We start from the raw sequence: 23,049 nt of genomic DNA, 5'->3' as shown, positions 1-23,049 counted from the left end.
TGGGGCCAGACGCTAAAATACCGATCTTTCCCTTCCCCGTCTTTGCAGGAGCGGCTTCATGGCGATCAAGGTAGGCATCAACGGTTTTGGCCGGATCGGGCGCAACGTGCTGCGCTCGGCGGTGCAGAATTTCGGCAACGAGATCGAGATCGTGGCGATCAACGACCTGCTCGAGCCGGACTACCTGGCCTATATGCTGCAGTACGACTCGGTGCACGGCCGCTTCAAGGGCGAGATCGCGGTCGACGGCAACACCCTGATCGTCAACGGCAAGAAGATCCGCCTCACCCAGGAACGCGATCCGGCCAACCTGAAATGGGACGAAGTCGGCGCGCAGGTCGTCATCGAATCCACCGGCCTGTTCCTGGACAAGGCCACCGCGCAGAAGCACCTGGACGCCGGCGCCAAGAAAGTGATCCTGTCGGCGCCGTCCAAGGACGACACGCCGATGTTCGTCTACGGCGTCAACGACAAGACCTACAAGGGCGAGGCGATCATCTCCAACGCGAGCTGCACCACCAACTGCCTGGCGCCGCTGGCCAAGGTGCTGAACGACAAGTGGGGCATCAAGCGCGGCCTGATGACCACCGTGCACGCCGCCACCGCCACGCAGAAGACGGTCGACGGACCCAGCAACAAGGATTGGCGCGGCGGCCGCGGCATCCTCGAGAACATCATCCCGTCCAGCACCGGCGCGGCCAAGGCCGTGGGCGTGGTGATCCCCGAGCTCAACAAGAAGCTCACCGGCATGTCGTTCCGCGTGCCGACCAGCGACGTGTCGGTGGTCGATCTCACCTGCGAGCTCGAGAAGCCCGCCACCTACGCCGAGATCTGCGCGGAAATGAAGGCGCAGAGCGAAGGCGCGTTGAAGGGGATCCTGGGCTATACCGAAGACAAGGTGGTCGCCACCGATTTCCGCGGCGATACCCGTACGTCGATCTTCGACGCCGACGCCGGCATCGCGCTGGACGGCACTTTCGTGAAGCTGATCAGCTGGTACGACAACGAGTGGGGCTATTCCACCAAGTGCCTGGAAATGGTGAAAGTCGTCGCCAAGTAATCCCGGCGGCATTCCCCTCGAAAAAGCCCCGCGGTGCGGGGCTTTTTCATCTGGCGGCCTGTCGGCGCAGGGCAGCCATGGGCGCCGCGCCGATCGACGGTCTTTCCCCATCCGCAGGCCGCACCGATCCAACCGCAAGCACGGCGGGCTGCAGCGATGCCTGGCGCTCCACCAAGGTCAGCTGCCGCTGGCGCTCCGCCATCGCCAGATCCCGCGCCCGCTCCTCGCCGTGCTTGGCGACGCCGAACGTTTTTCGCAGGCGCGTGCCGTCGGGCAGGAGGGTCTGCGCCATGTAGAACGCATAGCCGCGGTAGCAGTTGCGGCAGACGCCGGGCATGCCGCTGGTGTTGTTGCGGCGCAGCTGTTGATTGCGCGCGGTCTTCGCCATCGGCGGCGCCAGCTGGAGCATCTCGTCGCGATAGGCTATCGCGGCCGCCAGCGCCGCTTGCTCGCCGCCGTATTTCACGTCCGCGAAGGATCGGTTGCAGACCCATTTCTTGTCGCGCGAGATCATCACCCGCCACGTCCAGCTGCTGCCGCCCGCATCCAGCCGGCCGGTGGTCTTGGCGCGGTAGATGCCGTACATCTCGGGCGGGTGGAAGAAGGATTGGCCTTCGGGGCGCGGCCGTTTGCGGCGCGGTTTGGCGCTGGCGGCGGGGGCATCGCCGCCTGCGGTTCCGCTCTCGTCCCTCGGTGCGGCCGTCATAGCGAATACCTCATCCCGCGCTCTTGCGACAGCTGCTGTTCCTGGGCGAGCCATTGCTGGTGCTGCTGGGCCTGTTGCTTGTCGAAGTCTTCCGAACGCTGCACGGTTTCCTGCATCGGCGGCGCCGCTTGGGACAGGTACACGTCTGTTCGGAAGCCAGGCGTCGTTCCCATCACGAAGATCCGGTCGTCGCGGACGATGATTTTGTCGATGTCGTTAGCACGCAGGACACCGCCGATCTTGGCTTGCAGCATCACGTGTGCGGCCATGTCGTCGGAGTATTTGTCGGGGAGGGCCTTGCGGATAGCCTCGTAAAGGGCATAGTCCGGGTGATTTCGCTCTCGCGGATCGGGTCGTCCGTCATGAACATCAGTACGGGGCTGAGGGTTCGCGGACCTGAACCAACGATCTGCTTGCGGTTCCTCATCCATCTGTCGACGTGACGCGTCAAATTTCAAGTACTCATTGATGTAGCCCTTGGGAGTTATCGCGCCGGAATCGAGGTCGTGCAAGTACTCACGGAATTGGTTCAGGTGCCATTCGTTGAAATCCATATGCGTATGCACGCCTATCTTGATGGGGGCCTTATTGCTTTGCTGCCCTAGCAATTGCCCATACTCGATCTTTTCGCCGTCGGTAACGCGGATTGGATTCATATGAAGGACTCTAGCCAGAATTTTTGCGTCGTCACCCTGACTGTCGTAGATCTCAACGGCACCCCACCGGTCAAGTCGTGCAGACCGCTTTACGAACCCTGATACGGGAGACGGGATATCGACCGATGGATTTCCGTCGACTGAGAGAACGAAATCCTTGCTGACAAGCCTGTCCCTACTGGATGAATAGACAAACTCCTCTCTGCTGCCGTCGATTTGGCTGTAGTTGCGTCTCTCCGGGTCCTCTGGCCATGTCGGGTGGTGTTTTTCGAGGGATTCGTAGTTTTCTACAGGCTCCCATCCGGCCCCGACACTTTCCGAGATGCTGTATTTTTTGGACATAAAATCTCCTGCCGTTATGTGGAAGCATCAATTAATGAGGTCGCATGCCAGCATTTGTTGACCCACTCGAACCTATAGACCCTGCTGTAAGCGCCACCGCCTACGCTGTAGGTAGAGACCTCTTTAACGCCGCTTTCTTTTTCTGTGATATCTAGCCGCACGCCTTTTGAGGCGAGATCCTCTTTTTTAAGGATTAGCGGGAACTCGATTTCGTATGAATTCAGACGTCGAATCTTTGGATCTGCTTCGAGGTCTTGTGATTGATACTCGATAGAAACGAATGGATAGCTGGTGAACGTTCTCTGCATGTTCTGGTCAGCCATGAAAGCCGCCAAGAAGACGGCGAAATCCTCGGACGGACATATGGGTGGTGCGAGGATGGTTCTCGTGTCATTCAACAACTGGAAAAGTTCGGTTAGATCCCTTATGCGAGCTCTTGTCTTGACGGCGCGGCATGCTTCGGTCAGGTTCGGGGCTTCTCTCCGGGAAATTCCTTGAATAAACGGCTCCAACAGGCATTCAGCGTCGCGATAATCTCGCCACGCTTGGTCCGAACTATTGAGGTAGTCCAATAGGTCGCTCAGATAAGCGGCGTCGTTGGACGTGTGCGCGTGATAGGTACTGCGTACCGAATTGATTGCGCGTGCGTTAAGCTGATCCAGCTCCAGATCAAGAGCATGCATCTCCTTGTATGGTTTGCATGCATGAGGCATTGCGCGTTCGCATTCTTCAATCTCTTGGCTCCGATAATGCGAAAAACATTCCTCTCGTTTTCTGGTGTCGCCGATCGCAAAGCAATCCATGCGATTTGTATTGCTGAGATCAGGCGCGTTCTGGGCGTTTACCGTTTGAGCTATGGCGAATCCTGCCGTAAGTGCTGTTATTAACAGGCCGGGATGAAACAGAAAATTGATTCGACTCTTCTGAAGAGAAGAAGCCTCATTCTTTGTTGGTTCATCCATCAATATCCTCCCTAAATCCATTGGATTAGTTACCAGCACAAGAAACCCACAACTGTTCGCAAGTTTTTCCATTGACGTGTCCATTAGTGGCAACGGACGAATTCACGAGTAGTTTTTCCATCAGTGATGGTTAGGTAGTCGCCGTTAAGCACATATATGTCAGCTGCCGTCTGAATTTCTGGAGGCGCGATGTTGGAGATCACGTGTATCCTCAGGCAAGCGGGTTTCTAGAGATCTCAGTGATCTTTTTTGGCTTGATAGTTTCTTCGTTCATATGCGCAGCGTTAGACGTAATGACGAGTCTTCCTTCGTTATCTTGGGCCTCGCTTTCACGGCATCGATGCGCGTCCTGTTGCCATGAATCTTGAATAACCTTCGGGAATCCAAAGACTTTCTGTTTTGCGCAAGCAGGAGGGTGAGCGGCTACACCTGCAAGGAACGCGATGTTTAGTGCGATGAATCTCATTTCAGCTCCGGAATCTTCACGGGATTCTTGATTCTGTTTTTAAAATGGGTGTCGGAGAAGTATCGAATCTTGTTGCACAACACAGGCTGCGCCATCCCCTCGTACAGGATGATTTCCTTGTCCGGCCCCATCGCTTTCAGTTCCTGCGGCAGCATCAACGCGCGCCGCTCGTGCGATTCGCTGCGGCTGAAATCGCGGCCGCGGGTGATGTTGTTCTTGCGCACCGTGGTGTAGCCCAGCATTTCCGAGTATTCGTTCGCGTCCTGCTGCTCGCGCGGGGCGAAGACGATCTGCAGGGCGTGGTTGGTGACCAGAGTGCGGGCGACGTCCTTGCCGTAGACGGATTCGAGCTGGGACATGCTCTGGATGATCGGCATGGCCCGCAGGTTGTAGCCGGCCATGAAGGAAATGGCCGAAGCGAAGATCTCGAGCTTGCCGATGGCGGTGAACTCGTCCATCAGCAACAGGCACTGGTGCTTGAGCCGCTTGTCGTTCTGCGGCAGCGTCTGCACGTTGACGTTGATCAACTGACTGAAGAACAGGTTGATCAGCGTCCGGCATTCGGCCAGCTTGTGCGGCTGGATGCCGACGTAGATCGTCATCTTCTGCTTGCGCACATCGGTCAGCCAGAAATCGTTGTGGCTGGTGGCCGCGTCCAACACCGGGTTGAGCCATGGATTCAGCGGCTCGCGCACCGTGCCCATGATCGAGGCGAAGGTTTCTTTTTCCTGCGAGAGCAGGCCAGCGAAAGCGGCCTTCGCTTCTTTGCTCAAGAAAGGCCGATCGGATAGCTGAGTGAGATAAGTCTTGAGGTCTTCGCCCTTGCCGGCCGTCAACCGGAATACCTGCCCAAGGGTAGGGAAGGCCAGGACTTCGGGCAGATAGCCCCGCTTTCGTTGTTCATCGTAGTTTTCGTACAGGTACAACGCGAACGCGAGGAACGCATTTCGCGCCTGGCTCACCCAGAACTTGTCCTGACTGGATCCGTCGGGATACAGGATCGCGGCGATCGCCTGCAGGCTGGAGATGCGGAACGCCGGGTCGCCCGACACGTAGCTCATCGGGTTCCAGCGATGCGTGCGGCGATCCTCGGCGTAGGGATTGAATAAATAGATTTTCTGACCCTGGCTTTCGCGCCAGCCCGAGGTCAGGTCGAAGTTCTCCTGCTTGATGTCCAGCACCACCACCGAGTCCTGGTACTCGAGCAGGTTCGGCACGACGATGCCCACGCCCTTGCCCGACCGCGTCGGCGCGGCCAGGATCGCGAATTGCTGGCCGGGCAGGCGGATCAAGGTGTTGCCGACCTTGCCGACCACGATGCCGTCGGGCGAAGGCTTGAGCAGCCCGCGTTTGGCCAGATCGCCGCGGCCGGCGAAGCGGGCTTCGCCGTGCAGCGATTTTTCCCGCGGCCTCAGGGTCAGCACGCCCAGCGCCAACCAGGCGGCCGCCGGCAGGCCGAAGCCGAGATAGCCGCCCCATTTGATCTTCGCGGCGAAGGGCGCGACTTCGGGCAGGTCGAGCGCGCGGAAATAGATGAGGTAGGTGTCCCACCGCAGCAGGCCGGTATCGACCTTCAGCAGCCACAGCGTCAGATAGCCGGAAAGGTAGAGCCCCGCGATCAGCGAGAGCAGCGTGACCGCAGTCACGAAATACAGCTTGTGCTTGTTCACCGTGGCGCTCCTTTGCCGGTTTTCTTTTTGTCGAAGGCGCTAGCCCAAGACGGAAACCGGCAAAAAAGAGGCCACCCGAAGCGGCTATTCAGAGGTGGCTTTTCGTAGGAGCGGCTTTAGCCGCGAGCTTTCCTCCCGTTGGCTGGACAGCGCCACGGTGGGAGAAAAGCTCGCGGCTAAAGCCGCTCCTACAAAAAAGCCGCTCCTACAAAAAAGCCGCTCCTACAAAAAAGCCGCTCCTACAAAAAAGCCGCTCCTACAAAAAAGCAGGACATCAGGCCTTGCCGCCGCGCCAGAATTTGAACGCGGCGATCGCGAAGAAATAAAAAGCCATGCCGGCCACGGCGGTGTGCGGGCGTTCGATCCATTCGCCGCCGCCGGGCAATCCCAGCGTCGCGACCACTTCTTCGGTGAGGCCCAGCCGAGGCAAGGACAGCACGACGCCGCCGAACACCGCCGCGAGATACGCCACCACCGAGAACGCCCAGGTAGTCATCTGGCGTTGGACCTCCTGCGCGCGATCGCGCGGTGCGCTGAAGATCCAGAATCCTTTGGCCGCGACCAGCCAGACGAACACCCACACCGGCCACCACGCCTTGAACGACCACGCGAACACGGCGACGAACATCGCGTAGAAAAACAACAGGCCGAGCATCGCCAGCACGCGCTTGCCGCGCGACATGTCGTCTGCGAAAGCGATCACGGTGAAAAAGCCGGTGCCGTGCACCAGCAGGAATTCCATCAGCATCATCAGCACGACCGTCTTGACCGCGCCCTGCCCGAACGCGAACGGCGCGAACCAGACCACCAGGCAGGCCGCGCCGGTGACCGCATCGGGCAGAGCGCCCCACCAGCGGCCCGCGCGCAGGCCAGGCATGGCGGCGAACGTGCTTGATTCCATTCCCGAATCCCCTTGGAAGGCCGCCCGGTTTGCCTTGCCCGGCTGGCGCCACGGACAATACGCTCCTGACTTCGCCCTGGAAACCATTATGTCCATCCTCCGCATGACCGACCTCGACCTGCGCGGCAAGCGCGTGCTGATCCGCCAGGATCTGAACGTGCCGATCGAGGACGGGCGGGTGACATCGGACCAGCGCATCGCCGCCTCGCTGTCGACCTTGCGTCGCGCGCTTGACGCCAGCGCCGCGGTGATGGTGATGTCGCATCTGGGCCGGCCCAAAGAAGGGGTGTGGAGCGAAGCCGATTCGCTGGCGCCGGTGGCGGCGCGCCTGTCCGAGCTGCTCGGACGCGAAGTGCCGCTGGTGCGCGAGTACCTGGATGGCGTCGACGTCGCGCCCGGCCAGCTCGTGCTGCTCGAGAATTGCCGCATGAACGTGGGCGAGGGCAAGGACGACGAAAACCTGTCCAAGCGATATGCGTCACTGTGCGACGTGTTCGTGATGGACGCGTTCGGCACCGCGCATCGCGCGCAAGCGTCCACGCACGGCGTCATCAAGCACGCCAAGCAGGCGGCGGGCGGGCCGTTGCTGATGGCAGAACTCGACGCGCTCGCCACCGCGCTCGACAAGCCGGCGCGGCCGCTGCTGGCGATCGTCGCCGGTTCCAAAGTGTCGACCAAGCTGGAACTGCTGTCGTCGCTGGTCGGCAAGGTCGACCAGCTGATCGTCGGCGGCGGCATCGCCAACACTTTCATCGCTGCGATGGGCTACGGCGTGGGCAAATCGCTGTACGAAGCGGACCTGATCGGCACCGCCAAGCAGATCATCGCCGACGCCAAAGCGCGCGGCGCCGACATCCCGATCCCGACCGACGTGGTGGTGGCGCCGGAATTCAGCGCGGCCGCGCCGGCCAGCGTTCGCGCGGTCGACGCCGTGCAGGACGGCGACATGATCCTGGACATCGGCCCGGACACCGCGCGGCGCTACGCCGAATTGATCGCGAAGGCGGGCACCGTGGTGTGGAACGGCCCGGTCGGCGTGTTCGAGTTCGACGCTTTCGGCAAGGGTACGCAGACGTTGGCCCGCGCGATCGCCGCATCGGAGGCCTATTCGATCGCCGGCGGCGGCGACACGTTGGCCGCGGTGGACAAATATGGTATCGCCGACGAAATCTCCTACATCTCCACCGGCGGCGGCGCCTTCCTCGAATTCCTGGAAGGCAAGACGCTGCCGGCGGTGGCGGCGCTCGAAGCGCGCGCCCGTTGAGCCTGAAATAACGCAGCCGTAACGCGCGGCGCCGCAAGCCGCGCATTCACCTTTGTCGTTTGTGCACGCAGTTCAAAGTTCGCGTGCGCTCGCGGCGCTATGCTCCGGACGCCATCACTCAAGGAGCGGGCTCATGCGGCGGATCAGGATCGTTCTCTGCGCTTTGGTATTGATCGGCATGGTCGGCATGGCCATGGCCGGACGCTGGCCCTACATCATGACGTTCTACGACGATGCGGGTAATGCGGTCGGCTGGCAGATCGGGGCCTGCGACGGCAGCGTCCACTACAGCGGGCAGCGCACCGATACCTACACGATCGAACGCCTGAACTGCCCGGATTGACGTCTTCCGACATTCGCGAACCTACGTCACAGCGCGGCGCCCGGCCGCGCGCGCAGGAAAAAGGAGGCTGTATGCGACATGCGAAACTGATCCTGACCGGTCTGCTGCTGGCGGCCGCTTCGAGCATCAGCTATGCGGGCGGCTGCCTGCAGGGCACTTTCGTCTACTACGGCGAGGATGGCGGCTATGTCGGCCATCGCACCGTCGGCTGCGGCGCCGACGACGGTACCTGGGGCACGGTGACGACGGATTACAGCTTCACGCAGGGCTGCGCTTCGCCGATCTGATCCGGCGCCGATGGACGACGCGAAGCCCCGACATGATCGGGGCTTCGTTTTTTGCGACGTGCGACATGCTCGTTAACGGATATTTGATTCCACGATGCGGGCGTGCGGCCTATGGTGTCGGTGCGGAAGGAATCCGTGTCCATCCAAGGAGAAGAACATGAGTCGTACCAGGATTGCCGTGGCTGCAGCGATGTTCGCGATAGCGGCCGGCTTGTCGTTCAGCGCCGCCGCGAACTGGCAAGGCACGTGGCATTACTACAGCGACGAAGGCGCGCTGGTCGGCGCTTGGACCGCGGGCTGCGGCGCGGCCGATGGCCGCTGGGGCATCGAAACGGACAACAAGTGGTTCACCCAGGGCTGCAGGCCGGATAGCTGATCCGATCCATTCGAAACCGAAACGAAATCAAAGCCCCGAACGAATCGGGGCTTTTTCGTAGCCCGGGTGGAGCCGCAGGCGATACCGGGACGCGATATTGCGCATGGCGTGAAAGCCCCGGGTATCGCTGCGCTCCACCCGGGCTACGGCTCACCGATCGCCGTTGCGCCAATCCGAGGCGAGTAAGCCGAAAATCTCCGTGTCGCTGACTTTTTCGCCGACGAAATAGCGTTCGCGCAGCAGCCCTTCACTGATGAAGCCGAGCCGCTCGAGGATCCGTCGCGAGCCGTCGTTGCGAGGATCGATATCCGCCTCGATGCGATGCAGGGCCAAACTGCGGAACGCCCAGTCCAACGCCGCGCTCACCGCTTCGTGCGCCAGGCCCTGGCCCCAGCGGTCCGAGCGCAGCGCATAGCCCAGTTCGGCGCGGCGATGGCGTGCATCGAAGCGGAACAGGGTGCAGGTGCCGATCACCGCGTCGCTCTTGTCGGCGATCACCCAATTGATCTTGTCGCGCTCGGCGAAAGCCTCCTGCATCTCGCCGATCGCGGCTTCGGCTTCGGTGCGCTCGGTCATCGGCGGCCGGCTCCAGTAGCGCATCACCTCAGGATCGGAGAACAGCGCGAAGACCGCGTCGGCATCGTCCTGGCGCGGGCCGCGCAGGCGGGTGCGCGAGCCGCGCAACTGCGGGAAACCGGGCAATGCGGCCAGGGCCGCAGGCAGATCGAAGGACATGTAGCTTTTCCGGTCGCAGGTCTGGGCTAGGATAGCTGCGATTCCATCGCGCGAAGCCCCAACCGCATGTCCGAGCACCGCCGCCGCACCCGCATTCTCGCCACCCTGGGCCCGGCCACCGACGCGCCCGGCGTGCTCGACGCCCTGCTGCGCGCCGGCGTGGACGTGGTGCGGCTGAACTTCTCGCACGGCGATCCGTCGGCGCAGGTCGCGCGCGCGCAGGCCGTGCGCGAGGCGGCGCAGCGGGTCGGCGCCGAGGTCGGCATCCTCGCCGATCTGCCCGGGCCGAAGATACGCATAGAACGTTTCGCCGAAGGCCGCGTGCGCCTGCGCGCCGGCGACCGTTTCGACCTGCTCGCGCGCGAAGACGCGCCGCCGGGCGACGTCGCCCAGGTCGGCGTCAGCTATCTCGGCCTGCCCAACGACGTGGCCGCCGGCGACGTGCTGCTGCTCGACGACGGCGTGGTGCAGTTGCAGGTGGACAAGGTGGAAGGCGAGCGCATCGTCACCCGCGTGCTCAACGACAGCGTGCTGTCCGACCGCAAGGGGCTGAACCGGCTCGGCGGCGGCCTGTCGCTGGGCGCGCTGACCGAACGCGACCGCGAGCTGATCGGCGTGGCCGCGCAGATCGGGGTGGACTTCATCGCCGTTTCGTTCTGCCGCAACGCCGCCGACATGGAAGAGGCGCGCAGCATCGCCCGCGCCGCCGGCAGCGACGCCGCGCTGGTCTCCAAGATCGAGCGCGCCGAGGCGATCGAGAACCTGGAAGAGATCATCGACGCCAGCGACGTGGTGATGGTGGCGCGCGGCGACCTGGGCGTGGAGATCGGCGACGCCGAGCTGCCCGGCCTGCAGAAGAAGATCATCCGCGAATCGCTGGCGCGCAACAAAGTGGTGATCACCGCCACGCAGATGCTGCAGTCGATGGTCGACAGCCCGATCCCCACCCGCGCCGAAGTGCTGGACGTGGCCAACGCCGTGATCGACGGCACCGATGCGGTGATGCTGTCGCAGGAAAGCGCGGCCGGCAATTTTCCGCTGCGCGCGGTGGAAGCGATGGCGCGCATCTGCATCGGCGCGGAAAAGCAATTCGAAGCCAACACCGATTTCGAGAAGGCGCAGCGCGATCTGCAGCGCGCCGACCAGGCGATCGCGATGGCCACCATGTTCCTGTCCGAGCACATCGGGGTGCGCGCGATCGTGGCGATGACCGAATCGGGCGGCACCGCGCGCTTCCTGTCGCGATTCCGCTCCAGCGTGCCGATCTACGGCCTGTCGCGCCACGGCGGCGCGCGGCGGCGGATGGCGCTGATGCGCGACGTGTTCCCGATCGATTTCGACAGCCGCGGCATGGCCACACGCGAGGCCGCGCGCGCGGCATTGAAGGCCTTGTTCCAGGCCGGCCTGCTGGCGGAGGGCGACCGCGTGATCTTCACCAGCGGCGACCACATGGAGCACCACGGCGCGACCAACACGCTGCGCCTGCTGGAAGTGGGCGCGGAGGGCGTGGCGCAAGGCCTGGGCGAGATTTGACGAGCCGACGTGCGATCACCATGAATCATGGGCGATTGCGGCGCCGGTGCCGATTGGCGCGGGGAAGAGGACGATTGACGGCCTTAGCCGTCAGTGCTATTTCCCTCTTGGGATAGGGTTGCCGGTGCGCCAGCAATGGCCTGCTTCTGCCGATTCTCGATTTTCTTGCTGCTGTCCGTGACGGCCCCGGCCTTCGCCGCAGAGCCGGTCCGGGTCGTCAACGAAGGCGGCATCAAGACTGCTTGGGCGTTGCCCCCGGGCACCCGCCTTCCCGCCCCGGTTTATCCACCGCAGTTTTCAGATCGCGCTCTGGAAGTCTGCGTCGGCGTCGGTTACCTGCTGAATGCGGACGGCAGCACTTCCCACTACGCACTGCTGAAAGCCTGGAACAGCGCGAGCGGCCAGCGCGAACCATCGCCCGGTTTTTGGGCCGCTTTCGCCCAATCTGCGGCCGATGCGTTGCAGCATTGGCGGTTCCAGCCGCGGCCGGAGACCGGTCGCCCGGTGCCGGTATACACCGTCGCGACAATGCTATTCGGCAAGCCGGAAACGACGGCTTCGCCACAGTTGCGGCAGCGCTGCGCCATCCCCAATCTGGCGCAGCACCTGATCGCCATCCGCGCAGATTCGAGCAAGCGACGTCTGCTCGACACCGATTTGTTCGACCGGATGCAGCTCGAGCCCGAAGATTTCAAGACGCGGCCCCACTAGTCGCGTTGCTCGGGGGCTGAATAGGGCCGAACGGGGCCAGGTACTTGACAGCACATTCGAGTAGGCGTTTAACGGCACTTCTAAAGGGAGAGCAGCTATGGATCGTCGACTGGAAGCAAAACTGGCGCTCGGGCTCAGCATGGGCTTGGTGGCGACTGCCGGCATCTCGGCCGAGCGCGTGCGTATGGTGAACGAAGGCGGTATCCGCGATCAGTGGATGCTGGCCGACGGCGCCAAGCTTGCGGCGCCCGGGTACCCGGCCGCGTTCGCCGATCGCGGAGATAATGTGTGCATTGCGATGGGCTACGCGATCAAGCCCGACGGCAGCACTTCCGATTTCGGGCTGCTCAAGGCTTGGAACAGCTCAACCGGCGAAAAGGAGCCCGCGGACGGGTTCTGGGAAGCTTTTTCGCAAACCAGCGCCGCTGCCCTGTCGCAATGGAAATTCAAACCTCGCCCGGAGATAACCACACCGCAAACCACCTATACGGTCGCCACGCTCCACTTCATGGGCAAAGAGGCCACCGATGTGGCCGGGCTGCGCAGCCATTGTTCGATCTCGGACTTGGCTTCGCTCGTACAGAAGCAGAAGGCGAGGGCTTTCCAGACCGGCACGATGGAGAAGCAGGCTCTGGAAGCTTTCCAGCGCAGCCAAACCAGGGCGATGACGGCCAATCCGGCTGTTTCCCGGCGGCCGGCCGGCCGCTGACTGCATGGCAACAGCTTCCGGTCCCGCCGACGCGCTGGCGACGTCTGGCAGCCGGTTATAATGGAGGTTTACAGTCCTAGGCCCAGACATGAGCATCGAACAGCTTGCCGAAACCGCCCAGGCCATGGTCGCCGCGGGCAAGGGCATCATCGCCATCGATGAGTCCAACAACACCATCGCCAAGCGCTTCGCCGGCGTGGGCATCGACAACACCGAAGAGAACCGGCGCGCTTACCGCGAGCTGCTGCTGACCACCCCCAAGCTGGGCGATTACATCAGCGGCGCGATCCTGTACGACGAGACCATCCGCCAGTCCACCAAGGCCGGCGTGCCTTTCACCAAGGTGATGATGGACAACGGCATCATCCCGGGCATCAAGGTCGACAAGGGCCCGCAGCCGCTGGCCGGCTTCCCGGGCGAAGTGGTGACCGAAGGCCTGGACGGCCTGCGCGAGCGCCTGCAGGAGTACTACAAGCTCGGCGCGCGTTTCGCCAAGTGGCGGGCGGTGATCAATATCGGCGACGACATCCCGTCCGGCACCTGCATCGAAGCCAATTCGCACGCGTTGGCGCGTTACGCCGCGCTGTGCCAGGAATGCGGCCTGGTGCCGATGGTGGAGCCGGAAGTGATCATGGACGGCAGCCACGACATCGAGACCTGCTACGAAGTCACCGAAGTGGTGCTGCGTTCGCTGTTCGACGCGCTGTACCAGCAGAGCGTGATGCTGGAAGGCACGATCCTGAAGGCGTCGATGGTGATTCCGGGCAAGGACAGCGGCGAGGAGGCATCGGTCGAGGAAGTCGCCGAATCCACCCTGATGTGCCTGAAATCCACCGTGCCGGCGATCCTGCCGGGCATCGTGTTCCTGTCGGGCGGCCAGAGCGACGAGGAAGCCACCGCGCACCTGGATGCGATGAACCGCATGGGCCCGAATCCGTGGCCGCTGTCGTTCTCCTACGGCCGCGCCATGCAGTCGGCCGCGCTCAAGCTATGGTCGCAGGACCTGGCCAACAACGTCGGCAAGGCGCAGGAAACCGTGTTCGCCCGTGCCAGGGACAACGGGCTGGCGGCGTTGGGCAAGTGGAGCAAGGCCGCCTGATTCGCGGTCCGAAAAATCCCAGCGAAAACGCCGGCCTCCGCCGGCGTTTTCTTTTTGTAGAGCGGGGCTTGCCCCGCTGCCGTTGCTCTTCTTGTGGAGCGGCTTCCATGTAGGACGGCTTCTTTGCAGGAGCGGCTTCAGCCGCGAGCTTTGCTCTTTTGCCTGTCATCCCGAGCGTAGCGAGGGATCTGCTCCACGACACAACAGATCCCTCGCTACGCTCGGGATGACAGGCAAAAGAAGTGAGAGTTCGCGGCTGAGGCCGCTCCTGCAAAAGCAGATCGGCAGAAAGCGATATGCTGAGAGCAACCCCGGGAGTCGCCGCCATGTCCAACGCGATCCGCCTGCCGCCCGAAGCCGCCGCTGCGCTCGCGCGCGGGGAACTGATCCAGGCGATCAAGATCGTCCGCGAAGCCACGGGTCTGGGCTTGAAGGAAGCCAAGGATCTCGTCGAGGCTTATGCCAAACAGCCGGATCGGGTCGTTGCCAGCAGGGTCAGCGCACTGCGCGAAAAGGCCGCGGCGGCGAATCTCGCGTTCCCGCAGCAGGTGTCCGAAGCGCTGGCGCGAGGCGAGCTGATCGACGCGATCAAACGCCTGCGCGAAGCCAATCCGCAATTGGGTTTGAAGGAAGCCAAGGATGCGGTCGATGCCATCGTCGGCAAGCATCCGGCCCCCAGCAAGGCGCAACATGGCGCGCGGCGCGTGCCGACCGTGGTGCAGGGCGACAGCGGGCGCAGCAGTTGGATCTGGGTGGTGGCGATCCTGCTCGCCGCTGCGGTCTGGATGTGGATGGCGAGCGGCGGCTGACCCGGGCGCCGGGGCCGACGTAGAATCCGGAGCATGCCGACCATCATCCACACATTCGTATTGGGGGCCGTCCTGGCGGGCACCGTCGCCGGAGGGCAAGGAAAAGACATGGGCGAATCCGTCGATGCGCTGATGCGCGACTACCAGGGCGACGTGCCCGGCGCTTCGGTCCTGGTGATCGAGAACGGCAAGTCCGTGGTCAGCCGCAGCTACGGCTATGCCGATCTGGAAAAGCGGATCGCCGCATCGCCGCGCACCAATTACCGGCTTGCTTCGGTGAGCAAGCAGTTCACCGCCGCATCGATCCTGCTGCTGGCGCAGGACGGCAAGCTCGGCCTGGACGACCCGGTGCGAAAATGGCTGCCTTCGCTGCCGGCCAGCGCCGATGCGATCACGCTGAAGCACCTGTTGACCCACACGTCCGGCTTGATCGATTACGAAGAGGTGATGGCGCAGGACGCCACCGAAAACGAACAGGTGCACGATGCCGACGTGCTGCGGCTGCTCGAAACGCAAGGCCGCACTTACTTCGCGCCCGGCAGCGGCTACCGCTACAGCAACGGCGGTTACGCGCTGTTGGCGCTGATCGTCGAGAAAGCGTCCGGGAAACGCTATGCAGCGTTCCTGCACGACCGCGTTTTCGAACCGCTGGGCATGAAGCGCACCGTCGCGTACGAAAAGGGCGTCTCTGAAGTGGCCGATCGCGCCTATGGCTACAGCCTGATCGACGGCCGCTGGCAGCGCGCCGACCAAAGCTCCACCAGCGCGGTGCTCGGCGACGGCGGCATCTACTCGTCGATCGACGACCTGACCAAATGGGATGCCGCGCAATACGACGATCGTCTGCTCGACGCGCCATCGCGCAAGCTCGCCGCCACGCCGTGGACCAAGACCGACGATCCGGCGGTCGAGTACGGCTACGGCTGGCGCGTCACCGGCGAAACCCTGTGGCATTCGGGCGAAACGATCGGCTTCCGCAATGTGATCGTGCGCTATCCGCAGCGCAAGCTGACCGTGGTCGTGCTGACCAACCGCGACGATCCGGAGCCGTACAAGAAAGCGCTGCAGATCGCGCGATTGTTCTTGTAGGGTGGGCCTTGGCCCACCATCGCCATGCCGCATCGGCGACGGACGCCGATCGAACCTACACGATCCCCCACGTCACCGCCGTCGTTGCGGGCGAATTACAGATCCGCCCCGAACCCGATGCCGGCCGAACGCTCCGACCCGCTGAACGCGCCGCCGAGCGTGAACACGCCGCGGCTGCCCACGCGGACGCCGTAACCGACGGACAGCGCCTGCCGACCGCCGTGGAAACCGGCGCCGACCGCCACGCGTCCGCGCGGGCCGTTGCCGCCGGCAGCGATCGCGCTCATCTGCGCCATGGCTGCGCCCAGCGCATTGCCGCGGTCGATGCGCTCACCCATCTGGCCGAAGCGTTGGTCGATGCGGTCGAAGCGATCGTTGATGCCGGAGAAATCGACCTGCGAGAACTTCTGGTCGGTGTAAGCGTTGGCGGCCGACAGCGTTTGCGCATCGCCAGCTTGCATCTCGCCTTTGACGTTGGCGATCTGATCGTCGGTGTAGGCGTTGGCAGCGGTGCCGCCGGTAGCCACGGCGGTATCGGTGTAGGCCTTGGCCGTCGTCAAGGTGGCATTGAGCTGATTGAGGTTGACCGCATCGGTGCCTTGCGTGCCGTCGGCGACGTTGACGATCTGGCGTTCGTTGCCGAAGGAGCCCACCGAAATGGTGTTGGCGCGATCGGCGACGGCGCCGCTGCCTAAAGCCACGCTGTCCACAGCTAGCGCTTGGCTGCCAGCGCCGACGGCCACGGTTCGCAACTCCAGTGCGTGCGCACCGGGGCCGAAGGCGGCGGCGTGATCGCTCGCAGCCAAGCTTGTTTCGTCGGCACCTTGTATGCCGTCGCCATCCCGGTCGAACCAACTGCCTGCGGCGATGCTGTTGCTGCCTTGAGCGGTGGCAGAGGATCCTATCGCCACGCTGGATGAACCCATGGCTTGGGTCAAGGTACCCATTGCTACGGAGCGGTCGCCTATTGCGTGACTGGCCGAACCGATCGCAACAGCATGGTCGCCGCCGGCCCAGGTTACTTCGCTACCGGTGTCAGTAAATCCATCGTTGTTGAAGTCAATCTCCGTATCGAAGAAGCCGTTGCCATTGACGTCGAATCCGCTGCCTAGAGTTACAGCGCCATCGCCAGTGGCGCTGGTGTTAGAACCGAATGCGCTGCTAGCCTGGCCGAAAGCGAAATTTTCGGTGCCGATGGCGCTGCTGAAAGCGCCATCGGCAAGATTATTGTTACCAAAAGCGTTGCTGTGATCGCCATGCGCCCGATTCTGAAAACCGAATGCGCTGGCAAAAGAGAAATCAGCACGGTTGTTGTTTCCGAACGCGCTGCTGCCCTCACTTATAGCTTGGTTCTGCACGCCAATTGCACTGCTGTTGAGGCTGGTAGCCGAATTATCTTCGCCAATGGCATTGCTTTGCGTCCCGGTGGCTTCATTACTGAAGCCGAACGCAGTGCTTCTATCGCCGCTAGCGATATTTGACGATCCGCAGGACGTGGCGTCGGTGCCCGTTGCCGTGCTGCCGCCATCCACTTCGGCATCGTTGTCCACGCCGTTGTTGAGGTTGCAGGTGTTGGGGTTGCCTGCGAAGACCGGTGCGGCGGCGCATAGGGCCAGCAGGGCTAAGGCCAGCGCCGTTGGGCGCGCGGCCGAAGAGGATCGGGTTAAACGGTTCATCTGATCGGGCTCCATCGAAGTGCTGCCGCAAGTGGCAGTGAACTGAAAAGACGGAAAAACCCAAAAAAAAGGCCAGATTGAGGGCCTGATCCTTCAACGGACGGTAAAGCCGGACGTACCCGTCGATTGTTGGTTACAGCGCGGGTGGCGACTGAGCTGCAAGCCGGGGTGTGTTTGAGTCTCAAGGGCTGTTCGTCGCCAGCGAGGCATGGCGACGGTGGGCCAAGGTCCACCCTACAGCGAAGCCAACCACTCGTCGTCGGAGCCCTCATTGACGCCTTCGAACAGGAAGGTCGACAGATAACGCTCGCCGGTATCGGGCAGCATCGCCAGGATCGCCTCGCCGTCCTTCGCCGACTTGGCCACTTCCAGCGCGGCGGCCACAGTGGCGCCGGCCGAGATGCCGACGAATACGCCTTCTTCTTGCGCCAAGCGGCGCGCGGTATCGCGGGCCAGCACGTCGTCGATCGGCAGGATCTGCGCGGCTGCATCGCGGTTCAACACCGCGGGAACGAAATCCGGCGTCCAGCCTTGGATCTTGTGCGGCTGCCATTCCTTGCCGGCGAGCAGCGAAGCGCCGGCCGGTTCGCAAGCGGTGACCTTCACTTCCGGCCGCGCGACCTTGAGCACTTCGCCGACGCCGGTCAGCGTGCCGCCGGTGCCCCAGCCCGTGACGAAATGGTCGAGCCGGCGGCCGGCGAAATCGCGCAGGATTTCCGCGGCGGTGGTCTGCCGGTGATAGGCGGGGTTGGCCGGATTCTCGAATTGGCGCGCGAGGAACCAGCCGTGCTTCTTCGCCAACTCTTCGGCTCTGCGCACCATGCCGCTGCCGCGTTCGGCCGCGGGCGTGAGGATCACTTTCGCGCCGTAAGCGCGCATCAGCTTGCGGCGTTCGATCGAGAAGGTTTCCGACATCGTCGCTACGAATTTGTAGCCGCGCGCCGCGCAAACCATCGCCAGCGCGACGCCCGTGTTGCCCGACGTGGCTTCGATCACGGTGTCGCCGGATTTCAGCAGGCCTTTGATTTCGGCGTCGAGGATGATGGCGATGGCCAGGCGGTCCTTGACCGAACCGCCTGGATTGAACGATTCGACCTTGGCGTAAAGTTCGACATTGGCGGGCGCGATGCGCCGCAGGCGCACGACCGGAGTGCGGCCGATGGTGTCGAGAATGCTGTCGTGGATCATGGTGTCGCTCCTGAGTGGGGGATCGGGGCGGTTGCGTGTGCGGAAACGCTCGGGCCGACAGGAATCAATACGCAGGATCGGCGGAGGAGAGGCCGCGGCCGGTAGGGCGCGCAAGGCCAGACTGCCGCGTAACGCACGCGAGCGCCAGAGGTTGACGGAAACGGGGCGTTCCAGCGCCATGCCCGATGGCATACGTGGGTGTCACGGCCACCGGCTAGAATCGACCGGATTTGACCGAATCCGAGCACCGATGCCGACTCCCCGACCGTTTATCGCCGTTCCGACGCTGCTGCTATGCCTGGTCATGGCCGCCTGCGGCAAGGACGACGCCGGCGGACGCCAGCAGGAGACCCCGACGGTGACCACCGCACGCCTGCAGCCGGTGCGCTGGAGCGACGAGCTGACCGCGCTGGGCACGGCCAAGGCGCGCGAATCGGTCGACATCACCGCCAGCGTCACCCAGACCGTGGCCAGCGTCGATTTCGACAGCGGCCAATTCGTCAAGCGCGGCCAGGGCCTGGTCACGCTGACCCAGCGCGAGCAGAGCGCTGGCGTCGCCGAAGCCCAGGCCTCGCTGCGCGACGCCGAACAATTGTACGAACGCAACAGCCGCCTCGCCGACCAGCAACTGATCGCGCGCTCGGAACTGGAAACCCAGCGCACCGCGCTCGAAGCCGCGCGGGCTCGCGTCGCCGTGCAACGCGCCACCGTCGCCGACCGCGTGATCCGCGCGCCTTTCGACGGCGTGCTGGGCCTGCGCCTGGTCAGCGCCGGCACGCTGGTGACGCCCGGCACGCCGATCACGACCTTGGACGACGTGTCGCTGATCAAACTCGATTTCACCTTCCCCGAATCTTCCCTGTCGCAGTTGGCTGCGGGCCAGCGCATCAATGCACGCAGCGACGCATGGCCCGGCGAGCGCTTCGAGGGCGCGATCACCACGATCGATTCGCGGGTCGATCCGGCGACCCGCGCAGTGATGGTGCGCGCCGAAATCCCGAACCCCGACGGCAAATTGCGCCCGGGCATGCTGCTCGAGGTGGGCGTCGAGCGCGCGTCGCGCGAAACGCTCGCGATACCCGAATTGGCCCTACAGCAATCCGGCACCAATGCCAGCGTGTTCCGGGTCGAGACCGGCAACAAGGTCAAGCAGGTGCCGGTCAAGATCGGCGCGCGCCGCCGCGGCGAGGTGGAGATCCTTTCCGGCCTGAAAGCGGGGGACCGCATCGTCGTCGACGGCACGGTCAAGATCCGCGACGGTTCGACCATCCGGGACGTGACCGAGGGTGCGGAGACGGCGCAGGCGGACGAGAACTAAGCAATGCTGCTTTCCGATATTTCGATCAAGCGCCCCGTCTTCGCGACGGTGATGTCGCTCATCTTGATCGTGCTGGGCGTGGTGTCGTTCACCCGCCTGCCGCTGCGCGAATTGCCGGATGTGGATCCGCCGGTCGTGTCGGTGAGCACCACCTACACCGGCGCTTCGGCGGCGGTGGTGGAAAGCCGCATCACGCAGGTGCTGGAGGACGCGATCAGCGGCATCGAAGGCGTCGACCTGATCACCGCGGACAGCCGCAACGGCCGCTCCAACATCAATATCGAGTTCAACCTGTCGCGCGATATCGAAGGCGCGGCCAACGACGTGCGCGATGCGGTCAGCCGCGTCGCCAACCGGCTGCCGACGGAGATCGATCCGCCGCAGGTGTCCAAGCAGGAAAGCGATTCCGCGCCGATCATGTTCTTCAACCTCAGCGATCCGGCGATGAGCGCCGAGGAGCTGACCGATTACGCGGACCGCTATCTTTCCGACCAGTTCTCCTCGATCGACGGCGTGTCCTCGATCAACATCGGCGGCGGCCAGCGCTACGCCATGCGCGTCTGGCTGGACGACAAGGCGATGGCCGCGCGCGGGCTGACCGTCGACGACATCAACGGCGCGCTGCAGCGCGAGAACGTGGAATTGCCCGGCGGCAGCCTGGAATCGACCGCGCGCGAATTCGCGCTGCGGGTGATGCGCGGCTACCAGACCCCGGAAAGCTTCGCGGGCCTGGTGGTCGGCAAGGGCAGCGACGGCCACGTCATCACCCTGGGCGAGGTGGCGCGGGTCGAGCTCGGTTCGGAGGACCGCCGCGCCTATTACCACGGCAATGGCGTGCCCCAGGTCGGCATCGGCATCGTCGCCACTTCGACCGCGAACCGGCTGCAGGTCGCGCACGACGCCAAAGCCTTGGCCGAACGCATGGCGACGACCCTGCCGCAGGGCATGCGCATCGCCCTCGCATTCGATTCCACGGTCTTCGTCGATGCGGCCGTGGAAGAGGTCTACAAGACGCTGGCCGAAGCGATCGCGCTGGTGTTGGTGGTGGTGTTCGTGTTCCTCGGCAGCGTGCGCGCGTCGCTGATCCCGGCGGTGACGGTGCCGATCTGCATCACCGCGGCCTTCATCGCGCTGTACGCGTTCGATTTTTCGATCAACCAGTTGACCTTGCTGTCGCTGGTGCTGTCGATCGGCCTGGTGGTGGACGATGCGATCGTGGTGTTGGAGAACTGCCAGCGCCGCGTCGATCTGGGCGAGCCGCCGCTGTTGGCCGGCTTGCGCGGCACGCGCCAAGTGGCGTTCGCGGTGATCGCCACCACCGTCGTGCTGATCGCTGTGTTCCTGCCGATCGCGTTCATGGAAGGCAACCAGGGCCGGCTGTTCCGCGAGCTCGCCGTGGCGGTGGCCGGTGCGGTGCTCATCTCCGGTTTCGTCGCGCTCACCCTGACGCCGATGATGTGCTCGGTGCTGCTGCGGCCGCATACGCACAAGCGCGGCTTCAACAACTGGGTCAACGATCGGCTCGGTACCCTGACGCGCTGGTACCGCAATCTGCTCGGCAAAGTGATCGGACGCGGGTGGCTGCTGGCGGCGGCGATGCTGACGACGTTCGCGATCAGCGGCCTGCTGTTCAAGCTCGTGCCGTCGGAACTCGCCCCAGTTGAGGACCGCGGCAACTTCACCGTCAGCATGACCGGACCGGAAGGCGCGGGCTACGATTACATGGTCGAGCAAGCAGCGCAGGTCGAGAAGCGGTTGCTGGCCTACACCGGCGACGACAAACCGGTCAACCGCGTGATCATCCGTGTGCCCGGCGGCTTCGGCGGCAGCGGCGGCGTAATGAACAGCGGCCGCGCCATCGTTTTCTTGAAGCCCTGGGACGAGCGCGAAATCACCACGCAGGACTTGGTGGAACAGGTGCGCAAGGATCTGGCGGACATCCCGGGCGTACGCATCACCACCGAAGTCCAGCAAGGCCTGGTGCGCGGCGGCGGCCGGCCGGTGCAGTTCGTGCTGCGCGGCCCCACCTACGAAACGCTGGCGCAATGGCGCGACCGCATGCTGCAGCGCATGGACGAGAATCCCGGGCTCGTCAACGTCGATTACGACTACAAGGAAACCCTGCCGCAGATCCGGGTCAACATCGACAAGGCGCGCGCCGCCGATCTCGGCGTACCGGTGGAGGCGATCGGCAACACGCTGCAGACCATGCTCGGCTCGCTGCGCACGGGCACCTACGAGAAGGACGGCCAAGAGTATTACGTGATGACCCAGGCCAGCCTGGAGAACCGGCGCAGCCCGAGCGACATCACCGGCTTGTACGTGCGTTCCACTACCACCGACCGGCTGATCCCGCTGTCGAACCTGGTGAAGCTGGAGGAGATCGCCGAGGCCGGCACGCTCAGCCGCTTCAACCGGATGCGCGCGATCACGCTCACCGCCGGCTTGGCGCCGGGCTATACGGTCGGCGAGGCGCTCGAATACCTGCGCGGCTTGGCCGCGCAGGAACTGCCGCCGGAAGCGCAGATCGACTACAAGGGCGAATCGCGCGAATTCCAGAAATCCAGCACCGCCGTGTTCTTCACCTTCGGCATGGCCTTGCTGGTGGTGTTCCTGGTGCTCGCGGCGCAGTTCGAGAGCTTCCTGCATCCGATCGTGATCATGCTGACGGTGCCGCTGGCGATGCTCGGCGCCTTGATCGGCCTGTCGGTGTGGAGCACCAGCTTGAACCTGTACAGCCAGATCGGCATCGTCATGCTGGTCGGCCTGGCGGCCAAGAACGGCATCCTGATCGTCGAATTCGCAAATCAGTTGCGCGACGAAGGCCGCAGCGTGGCCGAAGCGATCGTGGAATCCGCCACGGTGCGCCTGCGGCCGATCCTGATGACATCGGTGGCGATGATCTGCGGCGCGATGCCGTTGATGCTGTCGACCGGCGCCGGCGCAGCCAGCCGCTCGTCGATCGGCGTGGTGATCGTGTTCGGCGTCGCGTTCTCGACGCTGCTGTCGCTGTTCGCGGTCCCTGCGTTCTACAGCCTGCTGGCGCGCTTCACCCATTCGCCCGAAGCCGTGGCGCACGAACTGGCCAAGCTGGAAAAGGAAGTCCCGCCTGTCGGCGGCCATGCCTGACCGCATAATCCACCCATCGA

22 protein-coding genes are annotated in these 23,049 nt (G+C 63.6%); 13 read left to right on the top strand and 9 right to left on the bottom strand.

Annotated elements, in window-relative coordinates; translation table 11 throughout:
* Window positions 1–58 precede the first annotated feature (58 nt).
* Window positions 59–1,060, top strand: coding sequence for a type I glyceraldehyde-3-phosphate dehydrogenase (gap, locus tag M2650_RS12285; protein ID WP_249474888.1), 1,002 nt, complete (start codon window positions 59–61; stop codon window positions 1,058–1,060).
* 46 nt (window positions 1,061–1,106) lie between these two features.
* On the opposite strand, the gene M2650_RS12280 is transcribed toward gap, so the two are convergent.
* The 6 genes from M2650_RS12280 to M2650_RS12255 all read right to left on the bottom strand — a co-directional run bounded on the left by M2650_RS12280 (window position 1,107) and on the right by M2650_RS12255 (window position 6,763).
* Window positions 1,107–1,766, bottom strand: a complete 660-nt coding sequence (locus tag M2650_RS12280) for a hypothetical protein (RefSeq protein WP_249474887.1) — start codon at window positions 1,764–1,766, stop codon at window positions 1,107–1,109.
* Complete coding sequence (locus tag M2650_RS12275) at window positions 1,763–2,764, bottom strand: hypothetical protein (protein WP_249474886.1); 1,002 nt, start codon at window positions 2,762–2,764, stop codon at window positions 1,763–1,765. The genes M2650_RS12280 and M2650_RS12275 overlap by 4 nt, the downstream gene beginning before the upstream one ends.
* 14 nt (window positions 2,765–2,778) lie before the next feature.
* The gene (locus M2650_RS12270) at window positions 2,779–3,798 is read right to left on the bottom strand and encodes a lysozyme inhibitor LprI family protein (protein ID WP_249474885.1); all 1,020 of its coding nucleotides are present in this window, start codon (window positions 3,796–3,798) and stop codon (window positions 2,779–2,781) included.
* A 139-nt stretch (window positions 3,799–3,937) separates the two neighbouring features.
* Window positions 3,938–4,192: a hypothetical protein gene (locus M2650_RS12265; protein WP_249474884.1), complete on the bottom strand. Its 255-nt coding sequence runs from the start codon at window positions 4,190–4,192 to the stop codon at window positions 3,938–3,940.
* The gene (locus M2650_RS12260) at window positions 4,189–5,862 is read right to left on the bottom strand and encodes a type IV secretory system conjugative DNA transfer family protein (RefSeq protein WP_249474881.1); all 1,674 of its coding nucleotides are present in this window, start codon (window positions 5,860–5,862) and stop codon (window positions 4,189–4,191) included. Before M2650_RS12260 ends, M2650_RS12265 begins: the two co-directional genes overlap by 4 nt.
* Before the next feature lie 274 nt (window positions 5,863–6,136).
* Window positions 6,137–6,763 carry a hypothetical protein gene (locus M2650_RS12255; protein ID WP_249474879.1) on the bottom strand — a complete coding sequence of 209 codons (627 nt, stop codon included), beginning with the start codon at window positions 6,761–6,763 and terminating at the stop codon, window positions 6,137–6,139.
* An 88-nt stretch (window positions 6,764–6,851) separates the two neighbouring features.
* On the opposite strand from M2650_RS12255, the gene M2650_RS12250 reads away from it, so the two are divergent.
* From M2650_RS12250 to M2650_RS12235, 4 genes are all read left to right on the top strand, one after another.
* On the top strand, window positions 6,852–8,027 hold the full coding sequence (locus tag M2650_RS12250; protein ID WP_249474877.1) for a phosphoglycerate kinase: 1,176 nt from the start codon (window positions 6,852–6,854) through the stop codon (window positions 8,025–8,027).
* 133 nt (window positions 8,028–8,160) lie between these two features.
* Window positions 8,161–8,370, top strand: coding sequence for a DUF6289 family protein (locus M2650_RS12245; RefSeq protein WP_249474874.1), 210 nt, complete (start codon window positions 8,161–8,163; stop codon window positions 8,368–8,370).
* A 71-nt stretch (window positions 8,371–8,441) separates the two neighbouring features.
* A complete protein-coding gene (locus M2650_RS12240; protein WP_249474873.1) occupies window positions 8,442–8,657 on the top strand; it encodes a DUF6289 family protein in 216 nt (71 codons plus the stop codon).
* Window positions 8,658–8,814: 157 nt separating this feature from the next.
* Complete coding sequence (locus M2650_RS12235) at window positions 8,815–9,033, top strand: DUF6289 family protein (RefSeq protein WP_249474871.1); 219 nt, start codon at window positions 8,815–8,817, stop codon at window positions 9,031–9,033.
* Window positions 9,034–9,183: 150 nt separating this feature from the next.
* On the opposite strand, the gene M2650_RS12230 is transcribed toward M2650_RS12235, so the two are convergent.
* Complete coding sequence (locus tag M2650_RS12230) at window positions 9,184–9,768, bottom strand: GNAT family N-acetyltransferase (protein WP_249474869.1); 585 nt, start codon at window positions 9,766–9,768, stop codon at window positions 9,184–9,186.
* Window positions 9,769–9,834: 66 nt separating this feature from the next.
* On the opposite strand from M2650_RS12230, the gene pyk reads away from it, so the two are divergent.
* From pyk to M2650_RS12200, 6 genes are all read left to right on the top strand, one after another.
* Complete coding sequence (gene pyk, locus M2650_RS12225) at window positions 9,835–11,301, top strand: pyruvate kinase (protein WP_249474868.1); 1,467 nt, start codon at window positions 9,835–9,837, stop codon at window positions 11,299–11,301.
* Window positions 11,302–11,478: 177 nt separating this feature from the next.
* Entirely contained in the window at window positions 11,479–12,012 is a 534-nt protein-coding gene (locus M2650_RS12220) for an energy transducer TonB (RefSeq protein WP_249474866.1), read from the top strand.
* Between the two features lie 97 nt (window positions 12,013–12,109).
* Window positions 12,110–12,721 carry a hypothetical protein gene (locus tag M2650_RS12215; RefSeq protein ID WP_249474865.1) on the top strand — a complete coding sequence of 204 codons (612 nt, stop codon included), beginning with the start codon at window positions 12,110–12,112 and terminating at the stop codon, window positions 12,719–12,721.
* 88 nt (window positions 12,722–12,809) lie between these two features.
* Window positions 12,810–13,820 (top strand): class I fructose-bisphosphate aldolase, encoded by a 1,011-nt coding sequence (locus tag M2650_RS12210; RefSeq protein WP_249474863.1) that lies wholly within the window; start codon window positions 12,810–12,812, stop codon window positions 13,818–13,820.
* 326 nt (window positions 13,821–14,146) lie between these two features.
* The gene (locus M2650_RS12205; RefSeq protein ID WP_249474862.1) at window positions 14,147–14,629 is read left to right on the top strand and encodes a ribosomal protein L7/L12; all 483 of its coding nucleotides are present in this window, start codon (window positions 14,147–14,149) and stop codon (window positions 14,627–14,629) included.
* A 33-nt stretch (window positions 14,630–14,662) separates the two neighbouring features.
* A complete protein-coding gene (locus tag M2650_RS12200; RefSeq protein WP_486624466.1) occupies window positions 14,663–15,718 on the top strand; it encodes a serine hydrolase domain-containing protein in 1,056 nt (351 codons plus the stop codon).
* Window positions 15,719–15,813: 95 nt separating this feature from the next.
* On the opposite strand, the gene M2650_RS12195 is transcribed toward M2650_RS12200, so the two are convergent.
* Together M2650_RS12195 and cysK are read right to left on the bottom strand one after the other, a co-directional pair.
* On the bottom strand, window positions 15,814–17,409 hold the full coding sequence (locus tag M2650_RS12195) for a YadA-like family protein (RefSeq protein WP_249474860.1): 1,596 nt from the start codon (window positions 17,407–17,409) through the stop codon (window positions 15,814–15,816).
* 219 nt (window positions 17,410–17,628) lie between these two features.
* On the bottom strand, window positions 17,629–18,582 hold the full coding sequence (gene cysK, locus M2650_RS12190; protein ID WP_249474858.1) for a cysteine synthase A: 954 nt from the start codon (window positions 18,580–18,582) through the stop codon (window positions 17,629–17,631).
* 250 nt (window positions 18,583–18,832) lie between these two features.
* On the opposite strand from cysK, the gene M2650_RS12185 reads away from it, so the two are divergent.
* Both M2650_RS12185 and M2650_RS12180 read left to right on the top strand, forming a co-directional pair.
* Window positions 18,833–19,900 carry an efflux RND transporter periplasmic adaptor subunit gene (locus tag M2650_RS12185; RefSeq protein WP_249474856.1) on the top strand — a complete coding sequence of 356 codons (1,068 nt, stop codon included), beginning with the start codon at window positions 18,833–18,835 and terminating at the stop codon, window positions 19,898–19,900.
* A gap of 3 nt (window positions 19,901–19,903) precedes the next feature.
* Window positions 19,904–23,029 carry an efflux RND transporter permease subunit gene (locus tag M2650_RS12180; protein ID WP_249474855.1) on the top strand — a complete coding sequence of 1,042 codons (3,126 nt, stop codon included), beginning with the start codon at window positions 19,904–19,906 and terminating at the stop codon, window positions 23,027–23,029.
* The last annotated feature ends 20 nt before the right edge of the window (window positions 23,030–23,049 follow it).

Source organism: Luteimonas galliterrae, from assembly GCF_023374055.1.
Lineage (GTDB): Bacteria > Pseudomonadota > Gammaproteobacteria > Xanthomonadales > Xanthomonadaceae > Luteimonas_C > Luteimonas_C galliterrae.
This window is presented reverse-complemented; position numbering and strand designations above follow the sequence as displayed.

Bases quoted from the DNA above. Each gene is read 5' to 3' on its own strand.
- M2650_RS12275 (WP_249474886.1), bottom strand. From the start codon at position 2,764: ATGTCCAAAAAATACAGCATCTCGGAAAGTGTCGGGGCCGGATGGGAG.
- M2650_RS12240 (WP_249474873.1), top strand. From the start codon at position 8,442: ATGCGACATGCGAAACTGATCCTGACCGGTCTGCTGCTGGCGGCCGCT.
- M2650_RS12255 (WP_249474879.1), bottom strand. From the start codon at position 6,763: ATGGAATCAAGCACGTTCGCCGCCATGCCTGGCCTGCGCGCGGGCCGC.
- M2650_RS12230 (WP_249474869.1), bottom strand. From the start codon at position 9,768: ATGTCCTTCGATCTGCCTGCGGCCCTGGCCGCATTGCCCGGTTTCCCG.
- M2650_RS12245 (WP_249474874.1), top strand. From the start codon at position 8,161: ATGCGGCGGATCAGGATCGTTCTCTGCGCTTTGGTATTGATCGGCATG.
- gap (WP_249474888.1), top strand. From the start codon at position 59: ATGGCGATCAAGGTAGGCATCAACGGTTTTGGCCGGATCGGGCGCAAC.
- M2650_RS12205 (WP_249474862.1), top strand. From the start codon at position 14,147: ATGTCCAACGCGATCCGCCTGCCGCCCGAAGCCGCCGCTGCGCTCGCG.
- cysK (WP_249474858.1), bottom strand. From the start codon at position 18,582: ATGATCCACGACAGCATTCTCGACACCATCGGCCGCACTCCGGTCGTG.
- M2650_RS12280 (WP_249474887.1), bottom strand. From the start codon at position 1,766: ATGACGGCCGCACCGAGGGACGAGAGCGGAACCGCAGGCGGCGATGCC.
- M2650_RS12180 (WP_249474855.1), top strand. From the start codon at position 19,904: ATGCTGCTTTCCGATATTTCGATCAAGCGCCCCGTCTTCGCGACGGTG.
- M2650_RS12235 (WP_249474871.1), top strand. From the start codon at position 8,815: ATGAGTCGTACCAGGATTGCCGTGGCTGCAGCGATGTTCGCGATAGCG.
- M2650_RS12270 (WP_249474885.1), bottom strand. From the start codon at position 3,798: ATGGAAAAACTTGCGAACAGTTGTGGGTTTCTTGTGCTGGTAACTAAT.
- M2650_RS12265 (WP_249474884.1), bottom strand. From the start codon at position 4,192: ATGAGATTCATCGCACTAAACATCGCGTTCCTTGCAGGTGTAGCCGCT.
- M2650_RS12250 (WP_249474877.1), top strand. From the start codon at position 6,852: ATGTCCATCCTCCGCATGACCGACCTCGACCTGCGCGGCAAGCGCGTG.
- M2650_RS12200 (WP_486624466.1), top strand. From the start codon at position 14,663: ATGCCGACCATCATCCACACATTCGTATTGGGGGCCGTCCTGGCGGGC.
- pyk (WP_249474868.1), top strand. From the start codon at position 9,835: ATGTCCGAGCACCGCCGCCGCACCCGCATTCTCGCCACCCTGGGCCCG.
- M2650_RS12215 (WP_249474865.1), top strand. From the start codon at position 12,110: ATGGATCGTCGACTGGAAGCAAAACTGGCGCTCGGGCTCAGCATGGGC.
- M2650_RS12195 (WP_249474860.1), bottom strand. From the start codon at position 17,409: ATGGAGCCCGATCAGATGAACCGTTTAACCCGATCCTCTTCGGCCGCG.
- M2650_RS12210 (WP_249474863.1), top strand. From the start codon at position 12,810: ATGAGCATCGAACAGCTTGCCGAAACCGCCCAGGCCATGGTCGCCGCG.
- M2650_RS12185 (WP_249474856.1), top strand. From the start codon at position 18,833: ATGCCGACTCCCCGACCGTTTATCGCCGTTCCGACGCTGCTGCTATGC.